Genomic DNA, 16,375 nt, shown 5'->3' with positions numbered 1-16,375 from the left:
CCAGTATAAAATGTTAAAATAACCCTATTATTTTTAAAGAGACTGCCTTCGTGACCATAAAAGACAGTATTTACGCCTCTGAGCAACAAGTAAAAGATTTTAGCTTTGACCAAAATGTGGTTGAAGTATTCCCCGATATGATTCAGCGCTCTGTGCCTGGCTATGCCACCATAGTAAGCACGATGGGTAAATTAGCGGGCCAATACGCACAAAGTAATTCAAACCTTTACGACTTAGGCTGCTCGCTTGGTGCAGTAACGCTGAGTATGCGTCGCAATATTCGTACCGATAATTGCCATATTATTGCAGTAGACAACTCACAAGCCATGGTTGAGCGTTGCAAACTGCATTTACAAGGTTTTAAATCTGAGGTACCTGTAACAGTTACTTTAGGGGATATTAACGTGCTTGATATCAAAAACGCATCGGTTGTGGCAATGAACTTTACACTGCAGTTTATACCCCATGCGCAGCGCCAAGCTGTTATTGAAAAAATATACGCTAATTTAAAGCCTGGCGGTGTGTTACTACTAAGCGAAAAAATTAAAGCCGAAAACGAGCAATGCGATAATTTATTGATTGATTTGCATCACGACTTTAAACGTCATAATGGCTACTCTGAGCTTGAAATAAGTCAAAAACGTACCGCAATAGAAAACGTAATGCGCCCCGATACACTCAGCACGCACCTTAACAGGCTAGATGATATTGGCTTTAGCCAAACACAAGTGTGGTACCAATGTTTTAATTTTTGCTCAATGGTAGCAATTAAATAATAAAGAGTAATTTATGTCTCAATGGTTTAATCAATTTTACGCAGCTATTGCACAAAGCCCACTTAGCCACTGGTTAGAAACCCTACCCGCTCAATTAAAACATTGGCAGCTAGAGGCAAGCCATGGTGATTTACCAAAATGGCAAAAAGTACTTAAAAATTTGCCTGTGGTAAAAACAACTCACGTTGATATAGCCACTAAAGTAGAAATTGGCGCAAAAGGGGAGATGAGCGAAGGCGAGCAAAAGCAAACTACACATTTATTAAAACGCATGATGCCTTGGCGTAAAGGCCCATTTAATGTGCATGGTATTGAAATAAACACCGAATGGCGCAGCGATTGGAAATGGGACAGGCTCCTTCCACATATTGAGCCATTAAAAGGCCGTACCGTGTTAGATATTGGTTGTGGCTCGGGATATCACTTGTGGCGCATGCGCGGAGAAGGCGCCGAGTTTGTAGTGGGTATTGACCCGTCTGACTTATTTTTATGTCAGTTTCAGGCTATTAAACACTATAACCCAGACGAAAACGTACATTTGTTACCCCTAGGTGTAGAAGCCCTACCAGAGCTTAAAGCTTTTGATACGGTGTTTTCGATGGGGGTGCTATATCACCGTCGCTCGCCTATCGACTTTTTAGCGCAATTAAAAGCGCAGCTTCGCCCGGGTGGCGAATTGGTGCTAGAAACGCTAGTAATTGAAGGCGACGAAAACACGGTACTTGTACCAACTGATCGCTACGCTAAAATGCGCAATGTATGGTTTATTCCAAGTACTGCTGCATTAAAACTGTGGATGGAGCGCGTTGGCTTTAAAGATGTGCAAATTAAAGATTGCGCAATTACCACGCTTAAAGAGCAACGTAAAACTGATTGGATGGAAAATGAATCGTTAGTTGACTTTTTAGACCCAAACGATACAAGTAAAACCATTGAAGGTTACCCTGCCCCACTCAGAGCAATACTTACAGCTAAAGCCTAATTGCGATATTGAGTTTTATTTTATTATTAAAAAGCGCCGTTGGGCGCTTTTTTGTTTACTAATACAGCAACTAGCGGACAAGTGTCCTTGTTAATTATTTCAAAGCTATATTTGCGCTAGCCGCGCAGATGCAATTGTTGTAAAATATGCGCGTTTCTAAGCAACCCAAAACAACTATTTTGAGGAAAACCTGTGAGCGAACAAAAACAGTCTCTAAGCTACAAAGACGCGGGCGTAGATATCGACGCTGGTAATGCACTTGTTGAGCGTATTAAAGGCGTAGTTAAAAAAACTCGTCGTCCGGAAGTGATGGGCGGAATTGGTGGTTTTGGCGCACTTTGCGAAATTCCTGAAGGTTACAAGCAACCTGTATTAGTTGCTGGTACTGATGGTGTTGGTACTAAACTTCGTTTAGCTATCGACTTAAAAAAGCACGACACTGTTGGTATTGATTTAGTTGCAATGTGTGTAAACGATTTAATAGTACAAGGCGCTGAACCCCTGTTTTTTCTAGATTACTATGCAACGGGTAAACTAGACATAGACACAGCAGCTGACGTAGTAACCGGTATTGGTAAAGGGTGTGAAATTTCTGGTTGTGCCCTAATTGGTGGCGAAACAGCAGAAATGCCAGGTATGTATGATGGTGAAGACTACGACATGGCAGGCTTTTGTACCGGTGTAGTAGAAAAATCTAAAATTATTGATGGCACTAAAGTAGCAGCAGGCGATCAACTTATTGCACTTGCATCTAGCGGCCCTCACTCAAACGGTTTTTCTTTAATTCGCAAAGTACTTGAAGTATCAAACGCCGACACTAATCAAGTAATTGACGGTAAAACATTAGGCGAGCATTTATTAGAGCCTACACGTATTTACGTAAAAACTTTACTTGAGTTATTTAAACACGTTGACGTACATGCCCTTTCGCACATTACGGGTGGTGGCTTTTGGGAAAATATCCCTCGCGTATTACCTGCATCTGCTAAGGCAGTGGTTAAAGGTGATAGCTGGCAATGGCCAAGCGTTTTTAACTGGTTACAAGAAAACGGTAATATTACCACGCATGAAATGTACCGCACATTTAACTGTGGCGTAGGCATGGTGTTGGTTGTTCCTGCCGATAAACTTGAGCAAAGCTTAACTTTGCTTAAAGATTTAGGTGAAAACGCTTGGCACCTTGGCGAAATCCAAGATGCGGCTCCAGGCGAAGAGCAAGTAGACATTGTAGGTGGTGCTAAGTAATGGCACCCACTCGTCTAGTAGTTTTAATTTCAGGCAGTGGCTCTAATTTACAAGCCATTATAGATGCCTGTGAACGTGGCGAGATAAACGGACATATTGCGGCTGTTATTAGTAATAAAGCAGACGCGTATGGCCTAGAGCGTGCTAAAAATGCAGGCATTACAACGCAAGTTCTTAGTCATAAAGATTTTGACTCGCGCGAGGCCTACGACGCGCAGTTAATGAACGTTATTGACTCTTTTGAACCAAATCTAGTTGTATTAGCTGGGTTTATGCGTATTCTTACACCTAGCTTAGTGCAAAAATATATTGGAAAAATGTTGAACATTCATCCATCTTTGTTGCCTAAGTACCAGGGGCTGAATACCCACCAAAGAGCAATTGATGCAAAAGACGATGTTCATGGCGTAAGTGTTCACTTTGTAACTGAAGAATTAGACGGTGGTCCGGTCATTCTTCAAGCGCAAATACCTGTACTCAAGGATGATACAGCAGACAAATTAGCAAAACGCGTGCACGAACAAGAGCATATAATTTATCCTTTGGTGGTCAAATGGTTCAGTGAACAAAGACTTACTATGGAAGCAGATTATGCGGTTCTTGACAAAAAACAACTTCCTGCACACGGCGCGCACTACCCACAATAAAAAAATAAGCGCCCTAATGCTATTTGCGGGCGCTTTACTTCCAACAAGCCTTATTGCAGGCGAATTGACTCAATACGAAGCCAAGTATGATATTTTGCGTAAAGGCAGCAATCACGGCACGGCAGTTCGTTCTCTTAAAAAGCTTGATGATGAAAATTATGAATTAACCTACCACAGTGACATTGAGTGGATGATTTTTTCTGACTCGCGTAAAGAAACCTCTAAATTTACGTTTAAAGACGGTAAGGTCTCTCCTGATCATTATTCAATGCTACGTAAAGGAACAGGTCCCGATAAAAACTATAAAATTGATTTTGACAAAGAGAATGAAATTGTTACCAGCAGTAACAGTGAGTACCCGCTAAAATGCGAGTGGACTGATGATTTTCAAGATGCCATTTCGTATCAAGTTCAGGTTCGTGAAGGGTTAAAGAAAGGCGAAACCAACTTCTCGTTTCCGCTTGTTGATAAAAAAGGTAACCGTCGGGATTATAACTTTGAAGTGGTAGGCACAGAGATGATTTCTTTGCCTATAGGTAACATAGAGGCAATTAAAGTAAAACGTTTATACGATACCGACAAGCGACAAGCCCTCGCTTGGTTTGCACCTGAAATGGATTACATGCTTGTGCGCATGTGGAAAGGTGAAAAAGGGACTGAGCAGTTTGAAGTTCAAATGAACTCCTTTACTGTGACTGCACCAACCGCAACAGCTGAGCACACTAAAAACCTTCAAGCTAACTAGCTAACGATTTATTTGCAAAATGGGTGAACTATATAAGCTCACCCATTTTAAATAACGAAAACTCGCCTGGCTCCATTTTTTGCCAACGCTCGTCATTAGTGAGCGGCCTTGTTGCAATGACAGTTACCACATCGTTTGGGGTTGTCTCTTTTTGAAAATCAACAACCATATCTGCATCTATTAATGTAGCTTTACCAAAAGGCGCACGGCGCGTTATGTAATGTAAGTTATTAGTGCAGTACGCTAAAACAAATACACCATCGGTCAAGAGCATATTAAATACGCCCTTTTCACGCAGCGTGTGAGAAAGCTTGGCAGCGTATCTAAAAACAGACGCCATATTAGATGGTCGTTTAGGGTATTTTTCACGAATTTTATCAAGCAACCAACAAAAAGCGAGTTCACTGTCAGTGTTACCCACTGGACGATAATATTCGGGTTTTAAATCGTGATAGTTTGAAAGCTGCCCATTGTGTGCATAGGTTATTTCTCGCCCCCACAGCTCACGCGTAAACGGGTGGGTATTTTCAAGGCATACTCGCCCGCGATTACCTTGACGTATATGGCTAATAACCGACACACTTTTTATAGGATAGGCTTTAACAAGCTTAGCAATTTCTGATTGGTAGCTTGGTTCTGGGTCTTTAAAAGTTCGACACCCTTTTCCCTCATAAAACGTAATGCCCCATCCATCTTTGTGTGGCCCCGTATTACCACCACGCTCTAATAGACCTGCAAAACTGAAACATATATCAGTAGGCACATTGGCAGACATACCAAGTAATTCACACATTTATAAAAAAGCCCTTAAAAAGTACGGATAAATAGCAGTACATTTTACAAAAAAAATTTTCTAAATTAGTTGCATATTTACTTAAAAAAATCATTATGGCTACCTGAATTATAAATTTTTAACGCTCTGAATTAATAAAAAACATAATGTGTATGGAAAAAAGCACTATCCGTCCCCTTAAAAGGTATTTTGTAAAGCAAAACTTCTGACTTTTTACTATAATTTTACACGCTAATTTACTTGAAACTTGAGCTGACTAGCGCTACTCTAAATGAGGTGGTCTGACCTCTATTAAGGAATTAAAATGACACTCATATTTACACTCGGTTTAATCGTGCTGCTGTGCACTGCGATTTACCACAGAGCGAGTTGGAACACAGCACTTGGTGTTTCTGCTGCAACATTATTAATCGGTACCTTCGCAGGTGCTTTTGGTTTAATTAGCTGGTTGATCTTTTTGATCATCGCAGTGCCTCTTTCAGTTACTGGTATTCGCCAGCAATACATCATCAAACCTATCTTTACGGTATTCAAAAAAGTAACACCGAGCATGTCTGACACTGAAAAGTCAGCTATCGATGCGGGTACAACTTGGTGGGAAGCTGATTTATTTTGCGGTAACCCTGATTGGAAAAAGCTACACCAATACCCTGTGCCTAAACTTACTATTGAAGAGCAAGCCTTTATAGATGGCCCTGTTGAAGTAGTATGTAGCATGCTAGATGATTGGGAAGCAACACACGAGCTAACTGATTTACCGCAAGATGTATGGCAATACCTTAAAGACAATAAATTCTTTGCCATGATCATTAAAAAAGAATACGGCGGTTTAGAGTTTTCTGCGTTTGCTCAGTCTTGTGTACTTCAAAAACTAACGAGTAAATCAACATTACTTTCGTCAATTGTTGGTGTTCCAAACTCGTTAGGTCCAGGTGAATTATTACAACACTATGGTACAAAAGAGCAAAAAGACCATTACTTACCGCGCTTAGCTAGCGGCCAAGAAATTCCATGTTTTGCATTAACATCACCAGAAGCTGGCTCTGACGCAAGTTCAATCCCTGATTACGGTGTTGTATGTAAAGGACAATGGAACGGTGAAGAAGTTGTAGGTATAAGCCTAACGTGGAACAAGCGCTATATCACGCTTGCGCCTGTGGCAACGGTGCTTGGTCTTGCATTTAAATTACAAGATCCAGATGGCTTATTAAGTGATGTAAAAGAGCCAGGTATTACCTGTGCATTGATCCCAACAGATACTCCTGGAGTAGAAATTGGTCGTCGTCACTTCCCGCTTAACGTACCATTCCAAAATGGTCCTACTCGCGGTAAAGACATTTTTGTACCTCTTGATTACATTATTGGTGGGCCAGATATGGCTGGCCAAGGCTGGCGCATGCTAGTTGAGTGTTTATCGGTAGGCCGTGCAATTACATTACCGTCTAACTCTGCCGGCGGCATTAAAATGATTGCAACCGCTACGGGTGCATACAGCCGTATTCGTCGTCAATTCCGTTTACCTATTGGTAAAATGGAAGGTGTTGAAGAATCAATGGCTAAACTTGCCGGTTACGCATACAGCTCAGATGCTGCAGTAAGTATGTCGACTGGTGCGGTTGATTTAGGTGAAAAACCATCTGTTGTATCAGCGATTATTAAATATCACTTAACCGAACAAATGCGCGATGCAACAATCCATGCAATGGACGTTCTTGGCGGTAAAGGGATCATGCTTGGTCCAAATAACTATTTAGGTCGTGGCTACCAAGGTGCACCTATTGCCATAACCGTTGAAGGTGCAAACATCCTGACCCGTAATATGATCATATACGGCCAGGGTGCGATTCGCTGTCATCCGTTTGTACTAACCGAGCTAGGTGCGTGCGAAATTGAAGACCGCGAAGAAGCGCTTAACGTATTTGATAAAGCGCTAATGGGTCACATAGGCTTTACTATGTCAAACCTAGTGCGTACTAAATGGCTAGCCCTTACAGGTGCTCGCTTTACAAGTGTGCCTTACCATGACGAAACAGCTGAGTTTTACCGTATAGCGTCGCGCTTTAGTGCTTCTTTAGCACTTATGTCAGATATTAGCATGGCTGTATTTGGCGGCTCTCTTAAACGTAAAGAGCGTATTTCTGCACGTTTAGGTGACTTACTTAGCTACCTTTACTTAGTATCTGCAACGCTTAAGCGTTACAACGACGAAGGCCGTAAAAAAGAAGATTTTGCGCTTGTTCAATGGAGCTGTCAGGATCACCTTTACCACTGTCAACGTGCTCTTGCTGACTTAATTAACAATATGCCTTCTGCACCACTTCGTGGCGTATTAAAAGTGTTATTGTTCCCGTTTGGCCGTCCGGTACGTAAACCGACAGATAAGTTAGAGCATAAACTAGCTCAAATCTTACAAGTTCCTAGCGAAACACGTAACCGTTTAGCAAGTTATGTATACTTAACAAATGAGCCTCTTAACCTTGTAGGTCGTCAGGAGCAAACGCTTAAAGACGTACTAGAAGTAGAGCCGCTATTTGAAAGAGTATGTAAAGAGAAAGGTGTTAAACTACCGTTCTTCCAACTTGATAAAGTAGCGCAAATGGGTCTTGAAGCAGGTATTTTAAGCCAAGCTGAGGCCGATAAGCTAGCTGCTGTAGAGCAAGCTCGTTTAGACGTAATCAACGTAGACGATTTTGACCCTGCTGATTTGCTTGCAGGTAAAGCAGCGCGTGATAGCGTTATTACAAAAGTGGATGCCGCTTAACTAGTTTAGTAAAGCAAGCAACCCAACGTTAGAAATAATCCAAACCAGCGCATAATGCGCTGGTTTTTTTTGTGCAAAATAAACCTGCAATAAACACCACACAAACCCCAGGCTTAGCAAAGTGCTGTTTAATCTATCAAACGTAATGCTATAGGCTATAAAGGCTCCTAAAAACAAAAGCATACTGGGCATAAACTGGCTAATATAAAACGCTCGCGCCTTTTGATTCATTTTAAAAAACAACCGATGTTGTCCATGAACTTTAGTACAATCAAATTGTAATGAGCTGCTAAAAAGTACAATAAAAGCAACCGCCACACCGGCTATTATATTCACAAGATCTGGCCGCTTTTCTAATAACTCAGCAGATGCCATAAATACACACAAAAGCAACGATATACGCCATACTAATGTCCAACTATGGTTTATGAAGTAACAAAACCAAAAGCTAAATAAAGACCGAACACTCGTCATTCCATTTATATTAATGACAGGTATAGATGCGCTTAAAAGAAAGATAATTGCAAAACCCAAATGATAAATTAGCGGCGATAACTCAAAAGGAGTAAACAAAAATAAAGTACTTAAAGTAAATCCATAAACGAGCGCGCTAGGTTTGTATAAACAAACAATGCCTAAACCTAACTGTATAAACATAAAAACAAAAAAATGCGGTACTTTTATCCACTGAGCCCAAGTTAAATCAAGCGCTATCAACAGACTCGTTATAAGCCAGCCATTACTAATAAGTAATAATTTAATATCTGCTATGTTCAGCCAGCTAGGACAAGCTATTGTGTGTTGAAATAGCCGTTGCTTGCTATTTTTAATTGCCGACTTAATCGCGCTTAACATCACACTTTGCAATAACAAATAAAACAAGGCTATTTGGGCACCATATGCAGGTGCATCTGTACTATCTATAATTTCCCTAGGCCCAAAAAGAGCAACAACACCAAGCCTAAAATAGATGAACCCAACACCACTAAAAATATCAAACCAAAGCTTTTTAACTGCAGTAGCAGCTGCTTAAGCTCAAACGTGTATGCTAGGTACCGATAACTCATAAATGCACGATACTGCTCAAGCTTACCTTTCACGCTCGCGAAACTCATAGCGAAACACACTTAAAGCCATGCTCAATAAATACAGCCGGCTCATGGCAAGTAATAATAATTTGCCCATTAGGCTTATCATTTAAATACACATCGAGTAATTGTAAAAGGTGCTCAATGCTTGTTTGATCAAGCGCAGCACTTGGCTCATCAAGTAGTAAATACGGTGACTTTCGCATTAGCGCTAATATTAGCTGACACTTTTTTTGGTTACCCGAGGACAAAGCATCAAAACACGTATTTAAAAATGCTGTAAAGCTAAACCCTTTAACCAGCTCATGTGGCCACGGGCAGTCGACAGCACTAACAGACAAGTCAATAATTTGATGGGCTGTTAAAAAATCAGGTAACGTAATACGGTCACTGGCTATGGCCACTGTTTTTGTGGGCTCATTCAACTCCCTCCCCGCAAACAAAAGTGAGCCACTTTGCGGTTTATCAAGCCCCGCTAGCATCATAAGTAAGGTGGTTTTACCGTGGCCATTAGGTGCTTCTATGCAGAGTTTTTGATCTGAAAAACCTGGTTATAATTTTTAAAAACTACATTGTTGGAAAATTGCTTATTTAAACCAATAACTTCAATCATAAAATATCCTTATAAACTAAGGTTTTATTATAAGCCTACAAAGTAAAGAGGCAAACTTATTGATTTGATTACTGCGTTAGCTAAAAGTACTTACTCATTTTTATAAATAAACTAATACCAACTCGCTTAATTAAATGAGCTATTTTGAGGCTGGGAAAACGTGTTAATAGCTAGGTAAAAAATTCACTATTTAATTGTTCTAAATGAGAATTTTTTAACGCAGGTACCGACACGTTTAGCCCCGCTAAATGATTAAGTATTATTGCGGATTGGTATAAAACAACTTAATTAGCTCTGAGGCAATTTTTTGGCGGTAAAAAAATTAAATAGAGGATTTTATCTGATAACGAAAAATAGCATCAACAGTGGCGTTATAAGCCTATTTAAGGCAAATACATGTTTATATTTAAAAGTATTATTTAAGATACAAAAAATAAATAAAAGTGATTATTTATTAATTTTTATTTAATAGTTTGATAAGTATCGGTGATTATAAAATTTATAAATGATTTGATGATAAGAAAATTAATCTTTAAAACCTTGTTATTGAGTGAATAACAAGTGGCGGAGTGGACGGGACTCGAACCCGCGACCCCCGGCGTGACAGGCCGGTATTCTAACCAACTGAACTACCACTCCGCATTTTCGTTGCTGTTTAGGTCTCCCTGACAGCGGCGTGAATAATACGAACCAGCCCCTATTTCGTCAAGGGCTTTTTTGTTTTTTTACAGGTTTTTTAGTCATCTGACATCGAAAGGTTTAAAATTTCACCTAATTTGTCATTTTTTGAACCATTTTTGTCTACTTGATTTTTTTCTGTGTCGTCCGCATCTTGATTCGCGTGTTTCTTTTTATTTAAAAAAGGTAACGATAGTTTAATTTTAATCGGTTTTTTTTGCACAAATATTCGAATAGCTAACCAGCCAAGCAGTATAATTAAAATATTACCGCCAATTATTAAGCCCACAATGGTGGATGTGGCCATTTTTTCTTCTTCCGGCTCAATGGGGGTGGCTTGCTCGGCTTCAACTATTGTTGCAGGGTCAACTTCTGGTACCGCTTCTATTGGCCGGGCTATTTCAAATTTATAGGTTGGTAAAGTGGCCATAAATTCACGGCCGTTGTTATTAGTACCAAATACAGAGAGTTCTACACTGTAGCGCCCCCAGTCATAGTTTTTAATTATTAACTCTCTTGTCTCACCTGGCGCAGCGTTTATAGTAAACATTTGCTCTTCGTTGTTAGGGTAATAAATCTTACCCTGAAAAATAACGGTCTCTGGTTTAACTATTTTGTTGTCTGTTGTGATCGTTAATACGTGTTCATCAATATTTTCATCTGCAAGCGCGATATTAAAGCCAAAGGGGGGTTCGTGAACAATAATGGTGTCTTGCACGATTCTGCGTTGCAGTAAAGGAGTAGAAATGTAAAGTTCTGGGGTCCACTCACCTTCAGGGAACACAAGTTTAAACTCACCGGTAAATACACCGTCTTTTGGACGTTCATCAAATCCACGCCCGTCGTCTTTAAATTCGGCGACTTCTTGTGTACCTGCGCCAAAGTTTGCAAAGCTATCGTTATTCGTACTTACAAAGTCAACATTAAGACTAACCACATCTCTAAATAGATTAGCGTTAATCGGTTCACCGTCATTTAAAATTTGGCCAGTTACTTTTATCGTTTCGCCTCTAAAAAGCATGGGAGGTAATGGCTCTGCCTGTAGTGATATTTCACCCAGTACAACAATTCTGCTATCTGGTAAAATACTCCCTATAACTTGCCAAGGACCTGGCATTGGTTTTTTTATGGTGACAAGGTCATAGCTAAGTTCGTCAAACCATTCAATATTAGTATCCCTAACTGCGTTGGTAGCAAAATACTTACTACCATCAGGCCTAACTAAAATAACGGCAGGTGTCCCTGGTTTTCTGAAAAAGAGTAATGTGATTTCGTCTATTTGGCTGTCAATCCGAAAGCGGTTGTCGAGTAAGGGGATTTCATTTTGTAGGCCATCCCGTTTTAAAACTTCAACTTGCTCTGCGCTATATGCGTTACCTGATAACAAACTGAGTGCACATAACACGGTTACAAAATACATTATTCTCATTATAAGGCCTTATTCAGCGCGCCATAGGCATTGGCCGCCTTCTTTATTTACAAGATCCAATCTGGCTTCGTGTGCGCTTTGCTCTTCATCTGTAGCGCGTAATACTACCAATGGCGCTCTTTCACTGTTTAAACGTCTTATGCCGCCTTGCTGTTGCTCACTACCATCATCTTTATTTTGATTTAAGTTTAGCTTTGTTTGTCCGCCTGTCATGGCAAGATAAACATCAGCTAAAATTTCAGAATCCAGTAACGCCCCGTGCAAGGTACGTTTAGCGTTATCTATGTCGTAACGTCGGCATAACGCATCAAGGTTATTCTTTTGTCCTGGATGCAAGTCACGCGCCATTTTAAGCGTGTCGAGAACTTGACAGTAATCATGCGTATTTGGAAAACCTTGATTAAGCAATGCAAATTCATTATCCATGTGGCCCACATCGAACGGGGCATTATGAATTACAAGTTCAGCACCTTTTATATAATCAAAAAACTCTTGTGCAATATCGCGGTAAAGCGGTTTGTCGCGTAAAAACTCATTGGTAATACCGTGAACATCAATCGCTTCTTCTTCTATGCTACGTTGCGGATTAATATAAACATGAAAGTTATTACCCGTTAAACGACGATTTACTAACTCTACACAACCAATCTCTATAATTCTGTGCCCTTGTTTAGGGTCGATGCCGGTTGTTTCTGTATCTAAAACTATTTGTCTGCGTGCCATATCGAATTAAGCCTGACTCTGGTATCTTTCTATAATCACTTTATTGTACATAAGATCAAGGTAAAACAGTGCAAAAAACCGTAGAGATTTACACCGATGGCTCATGTTTAGGTAATCCAGGCCCCGGTGGTTATGGTATTTTTATGATTTATGACGCCCATGAAAAAAAATTAAGCCAAGGCTATAAGCTCACTACAAACAATCGCATGGAAATGCTTGCGGCTATAGTGGCACTTGAATCACTTAACCGTGCTTGTGTTGTAAACCTTACTACCGATAGTCAATACGTAAAACAAGGTATCGAGTCATGGATTTCAAACTGGAAAAAACGCGGCTGGATAACGTCAGCTAAAAAGCCAGTTAAAAATGTGGACTTATGGAAACGCCTAGATGCAGCTTGCAGCAAACACACAGTAAATTGGAAGTGGGTTAAAGGTCATAGCGGCCATAAGTACAACGAAATTGTCGACGATTTAGCTCGTGATGCAGCTGGCAGCACAGATTTACTCGAAGATGTGGGCTACCAGCCTTAATTTACTTGATACTAATGGTTGTCATTTTTTTGGTCGCACGTTTTGTAATGCTGCTTTGAAGTTTGCCTAAGCCCCGCTCCTTTAACAGGCACAAATTGTGGCCGTGCGTGCCACTTAGGCTTTATAGGTGTAAGGGGCGCAACGCGTTTTCGAGCCACCAGCATATAAACACTACCCATAGGTTTTAAATACTGCTTGGCAAATGCTCGCCAAAATTCAAACCGTGATAACCTGTTTCCCCTAGCAAGTGATGAGTAAATAAACCGCTCGTCACTTACAATTTCAAAACCCAATAAATTCAGCCAATCCTTTACCCTTGCTGGGGTAAAAAATCGTCCTGTCCACGGTAATTTTTGCCCGCTAAACGGCAACATTTGAGCCAACCCACACAAGCTCAGCGGATTAAACCCGGTAATTAAAACGTAGCCGCCAGGTATGAGTGTTCGATGAGCTTCGCGTAAAATGTGATGTGGGTCAGAGTGGTACTCTAAACAATGGCTTAAAATACACGCGTCAACACTATGTTCGTAAAAAGGTAATTCATCTATATCTGCCACTACCCCTGTATATGGTCCGGGCTCAGCGACACACACCTGGTGCTTAATAGTACTTAAACTTGTATTTAACTCACCGCTTAAGTTACCTAACTTAAGCATATGGTAACCAAACATGCGTGGTAGCCAATATTGCATTTTACGTTCAATATCAGCTTGCAAATAATCCCCGTGAGGGAACTGCTGCCACGACAGTGGTTTGGGTCCTTCTTGAAAACTAAGGGCTGGTTTCATTTTATGAGCTCGTTATACTATGCGTTAAGTGTCACTTTATAGAGCAATTTAACATGGTGCAAGTCAAAGCAATTAAAGCCTTTTCAGATAATTACATTTGGTGTTTAACCACTGAAGGCAACGCTAAAGCATGGGTCGTTGACCCTGGGCAGGCTGAGCCTGTGCTAGCTCATCTCGCAGCAGAAAACTTAACACTGGGTGGCATTTTAATTACCCATCATCATTATGATCATACCGATGGTGTTGCGCAGCTAGTAAAAGATGACCCAACAATAAAAGTTTATGGACCTAAAAATAGCCCCTTTAAAGGAGTGACGCATCCATTGGTTGAGAGCGATAGTATTGATGTTTTAGGCATCAACTTTAAAGTGCTCACAACTCCAGGGCATACACTTGATCACATTTGTTTTGTAAATGACAACATGGCATTTACTGGTGATACATTATTCAGTGGTGGCTGTGGACGTTTATTTGAAGGTACTAGTGAACAAATGTGGCATTCTCTAAACAAATTAAAAACGCTACCAGCAGGGTGTAAAGTGTTTTGCACCCACGAATATACACAAGCTAATTTAACTTTTGCTAAAGCCGTTGAGCCTCGTAATCCATCGTTACTTGCACACAGTGAGCTGGTAGATGAGTTAAGGAAAGAAGATAAAATTTCACTGCCAACCACTATAAGCCAAGAGCTTAAAATAAACCCGTTTATGCGCAGCGACATTCCAACCATCATAGAGGAAGTACCTAAAGAATTTATCTCGGTTACAAAAAACAATGAACCTTGGCATAACTTTGCTGCTCTGAGAAAGTTCAAAGATAATTTTTAGCGCATATAAGTTTATTATTTTAAATCATTAACTTGAAATACATGAACACTTTCTACTAACTGCTGTAATTGTCATAAAGTGGTAATGTTAGTTTATTAAAGGTAACATTTGCCGAGTTTTTTACCCGATGTATTGGTATTTATGAATAAATCTCCTCTTATAATAACCTTGGCGCTTGCGCTAAGTGGTTGTCAAACATTGACTACCTTAGAATCAGACCCTCAGGTCGCAAATCAAGCTAATAATAAGCTTGAAGGTGCAAGCCCAAATGATATTAACAATGCATTAATGGTAAACGCGCAATATCAACAACTAGATAGCGATGAACAAGATGCGCCGGTATTTGACGATGTATGGGAGCGTATTCGTTACCAATTGTCGATTAATGTTCCTCAAAACCGCCCGGTTGTGACCGAGCGAAATTATTATGCGAAGCATCAACGTTATTTAGACCGTATTTCAAAGCGTGCAGAGCCGTACCTTCACTTTATTGTTGAAGAAGTAGAGAAACGCGAGATGCCAATCGAAATTGCGCTCCTTCCTATTGTAGAAAGCGCTTTTGACCCCTTTGGCTACTCTCACAGAACCGCATCGGGTATTTGGCAATTTATGCCACAAACGGGTGAGCGCTTTGATTTAAAACAAAACTGGTGGTACGACGGCCGCCGAGATATTGTGCAATCAACCCGTGCAGCGCTAGATTACTTATCTTATCTTCACAAAACACTTGAAGGTGATTGGCTCAATGCCATAGCCGCCTATAACTCCGGTGAAGGGCGCCTGATGCGCGCAAATTAAAAAAAATCGTAAAAAGCATTTGCCCACCGATTTTTGGTCATTAGATTTACCAAGAGAAACCACGGCTTACGTACCAAAGCTATTGGCACTAGCTGACTTATTAAAACGTTCGGATGAATTTAATGTAACGTGGAAACCCATTATCAACGCCCAAGTAGTAGAAGTAGTTGATGTAGGCTCACAAATAGACCTAGCACTTGCCGCCGAAATGGCCGACATGACATTAACAGAGCTTTACAGATTAAACCCTGGGTTTAACCGTTGGGCTACAGATCCAAATGGCCCCCACTCTTTGCTATTACCTATTGATAAAGCGCAGCAATTTTCTGAAAAGCTTGCCAATACTGATATTAAAAATAGGCTTCGCTGGCAACGATACGTGGTAAAAAGCGGCGACAGCTTATCTGTAATTGCTAAAAAGTTTACCACTAGCACCAGCGCAATTAGATCTTTGAACAAGCTTGATTCAAATACGATACGCATTGGACAAGAGCTACTAGTCCCGTTAACCGATGGTGCAATAAATAGCGAGCACTTACCAAAGCAAATGCGTATGGCTGCAAATAAAACATCACGCACTAAGCTTTCGCATACCGTAAAAAGTGGCGATACCTTATGGGATATCAGCCGCGAATACGATGTGACTATGGATGAATTGGCAAAGTGGAATAAACTTAAAAAAAGCGCTGTGCTACGCTTAAACCAAAAGCTCACAGTGTATAAATCACAAAATAAAACCACCAGCGTACCAAAAAGCACTAATCGCACGATTACGTACAAAGTACGAAGAGGCGATTCACTTGCGCGTATTGCGTCTAAGTTTAATTTAACGGTAAGCGAAATTATCAAATGGAATAATTTAGCAGGTCAAAAGTACTTGCAACCGGGGCAAAAATTAAAGCTTAAAGTGGACGTAAGAAGTAGTTAATTTCAGCTAACAAAAAAGAAG

The 16,375-nt window shown here is 40.4% G+C and carries 12 protein-coding genes, 1 tRNA gene and 3 pseudogenes; 9 read left to right on the top strand and 7 right to left on the bottom strand.

Going from position 1 to position 16,375, the window contains the following annotated elements; translation table 11 throughout:
- The first annotated feature begins 50 nt into the window (after positions 1-50).
- The 5 genes from cmoA (at position 51) to P20480_RS02990 (ending at position 4,395) form a co-directional block, all read left to right on the top strand.
- A complete protein-coding gene (gene cmoA / locus P20480_RS02970; RefSeq protein ID WP_008132202.1) occupies positions 51-776 on the top strand; it encodes a carboxy-S-adenosyl-L-methionine synthase CmoA in 726 nt (241 codons plus the stop codon).
- Between the two features lie 13 nt (positions 777-789).
- Positions 790-1,758: a tRNA 5-methoxyuridine(34)/uridine 5-oxyacetic acid(34) synthase CmoB gene (gene cmoB, locus P20480_RS02975; protein WP_008132199.1), complete on the top strand. Its 969-nt coding sequence runs from the start codon at positions 790-792 to the stop codon at positions 1,756-1,758.
- A gap of 192 nt (positions 1,759-1,950) precedes the next feature.
- Entirely contained in the window at positions 1,951-3,003 is a 1,053-nt protein-coding gene (gene purM / locus P20480_RS02980) for a phosphoribosylformylglycinamidine cyclo-ligase (protein WP_008132197.1), read from the top strand.
- Entirely contained in the window at positions 3,003-3,650 is a 648-nt protein-coding gene (gene purN, locus P20480_RS02985) for a phosphoribosylglycinamide formyltransferase (RefSeq protein ID WP_008132195.1), read from the top strand. The genes purM and purN overlap by 1 nt, the downstream gene beginning before the upstream one ends.
- A gap of 16 nt (positions 3,651-3,666) precedes the next feature.
- Positions 3,667-4,395 (top strand): DUF3108 domain-containing protein, encoded by a 729-nt coding sequence (locus P20480_RS02990; protein WP_008132192.1) that lies wholly within the window; start codon positions 3,667-3,669, stop codon positions 4,393-4,395.
- 28 nt (positions 4,396-4,423) lie between these two features.
- Here the strand turns inward: P20480_RS02990 and P20480_RS02995 are convergent, their stop codons facing one another.
- The gene (locus P20480_RS02995; protein WP_008132190.1) at positions 4,424-5,188 is read right to left on the bottom strand and encodes a class II glutamine amidotransferase; all 765 of its coding nucleotides are present in this window, start codon (positions 5,186-5,188) and stop codon (positions 4,424-4,426) included.
- Between the two features lie 304 nt (positions 5,189-5,492).
- On the opposite strand from P20480_RS02995, the gene fadE reads away from it, so the two are divergent.
- Positions 5,493-7,949, top strand: a complete 2,457-nt coding sequence (fadE, locus tag P20480_RS03000; RefSeq protein ID WP_006794046.1) for an acyl-CoA dehydrogenase FadE — start codon at positions 5,493-5,495, stop codon at positions 7,947-7,949.
- Here the strand turns inward: fadE and P20480_RS18710 are convergent.
- From P20480_RS18710 to dnaQ, 5 genes and pseudogenes are all read right to left on the bottom strand, one after another.
- Positions 7,950-9,016: pseudogene (locus P20480_RS18710) on the bottom strand (DUF6136 family protein).
- Positions 9,017-9,060: 44 nt separating this feature from the next.
- Positions 9,061-9,650 (bottom strand): annotated as a pseudogene (locus tag P20480_RS18705) (ABC transporter ATP-binding protein).
- Between the two features lie 562 nt (positions 9,651-10,212).
- Positions 10,213-10,289, bottom strand: a tRNA-Asp gene (locus tag P20480_RS03005).
- A 97-nt stretch (positions 10,290-10,386) separates the two neighbouring features.
- Positions 10,387-11,757, bottom strand: coding sequence for a TIGR03503 family protein (locus tag P20480_RS03010; RefSeq protein ID WP_008132181.1), 1,371 nt, complete (start codon positions 11,755-11,757; stop codon positions 10,387-10,389).
- A gap of 9 nt (positions 11,758-11,766) precedes the next feature.
- Entirely contained in the window at positions 11,767-12,480 is a 714-nt protein-coding gene (gene dnaQ / locus P20480_RS03015; RefSeq protein ID WP_006794050.1) for a DNA polymerase III subunit epsilon, read from the bottom strand.
- A 68-nt stretch (positions 12,481-12,548) separates the two neighbouring features.
- On the opposite strand from dnaQ, the gene rnhA reads away from it, so the two are divergent.
- A complete protein-coding gene (gene rnhA, locus P20480_RS03020; protein ID WP_006794051.1) occupies positions 12,549-13,013 on the top strand; it encodes a ribonuclease HI in 465 nt (154 codons plus the stop codon).
- Positions 13,014-13,024: 11 nt separating this feature from the next.
- On the opposite strand, the gene P20480_RS03025 is transcribed toward rnhA, so the two are convergent.
- Positions 13,025-13,801 carry a class I SAM-dependent methyltransferase gene (locus P20480_RS03025; protein ID WP_008132180.1) on the bottom strand — a complete coding sequence of 259 codons (777 nt, stop codon included), beginning with the start codon at positions 13,799-13,801 and terminating at the stop codon, positions 13,025-13,027.
- A 53-nt stretch (positions 13,802-13,854) separates the two neighbouring features.
- Here P20480_RS03025 and gloB point away from each other — a divergent pair, with 53 nt between their 5' ends.
- Both gloB and P20480_RS18700 read left to right on the top strand, forming a co-directional pair.
- A complete protein-coding gene (gene gloB / locus P20480_RS03030) occupies positions 13,855-14,628 on the top strand; it encodes a hydroxyacylglutathione hydrolase (protein ID WP_008132179.1) in 774 nt (257 codons plus the stop codon).
- Positions 14,629-14,769: 141 nt separating this feature from the next.
- Positions 14,770-16,354, top strand: a pseudogene (locus P20480_RS18700) (lytic transglycosylase).
- The last annotated feature ends 21 nt before the right edge of the window (positions 16,355-16,375 follow it).

The organism is Pseudoalteromonas sp. BSi20480, from assembly GCF_000241365.1.
In the GTDB taxonomy this organism is placed as follows: domain Bacteria; phylum Pseudomonadota; class Gammaproteobacteria; order Enterobacterales; family Alteromonadaceae; genus Pseudoalteromonas; species Pseudoalteromonas marina.
This window is presented reverse-complemented; position numbering and strand designations above follow the sequence as displayed.

Bases quoted from the DNA above. Each gene is read 5' to 3' on its own strand.
- P20480_RS03025 (WP_008132180.1), bottom strand. From the start codon at position 13,801: ATGAAACCAGCCCTTAGTTTTCAAGAAGGACCCAAACCACTGTCGTGG.
- P20480_RS02995 (WP_008132190.1), bottom strand. From the start codon at position 5,188: ATGTGTGAATTACTTGGTATGTCTGCCAATGTGCCTACTGATATATGT.
- gloB (WP_008132179.1), top strand. From the start codon at position 13,855: ATGGTGCAAGTCAAAGCAATTAAAGCCTTTTCAGATAATTACATTTGG.
- dnaQ (WP_006794050.1), bottom strand. From the start codon at position 12,480: ATGGCACGCAGACAAATAGTTTTAGATACAGAAACAACCGGCATCGAC.
- fadE (WP_006794046.1), top strand. From the start codon at position 5,493: ATGACACTCATATTTACACTCGGTTTAATCGTGCTGCTGTGCACTGCG.
- cmoB (WP_008132199.1), top strand. From the start codon at position 790: ATGTCTCAATGGTTTAATCAATTTTACGCAGCTATTGCACAAAGCCCA.
- P20480_RS03010 (WP_008132181.1), bottom strand. From the start codon at position 11,757: ATGAGAATAATGTATTTTGTAACCGTGTTATGTGCACTCAGTTTGTTA.
- P20480_RS02990 (WP_008132192.1), top strand. From the start codon at position 3,667: ATGCTATTTGCGGGCGCTTTACTTCCAACAAGCCTTATTGCAGGCGAA.
- purN (WP_008132195.1), top strand. From the start codon at position 3,003: ATGGCACCCACTCGTCTAGTAGTTTTAATTTCAGGCAGTGGCTCTAAT.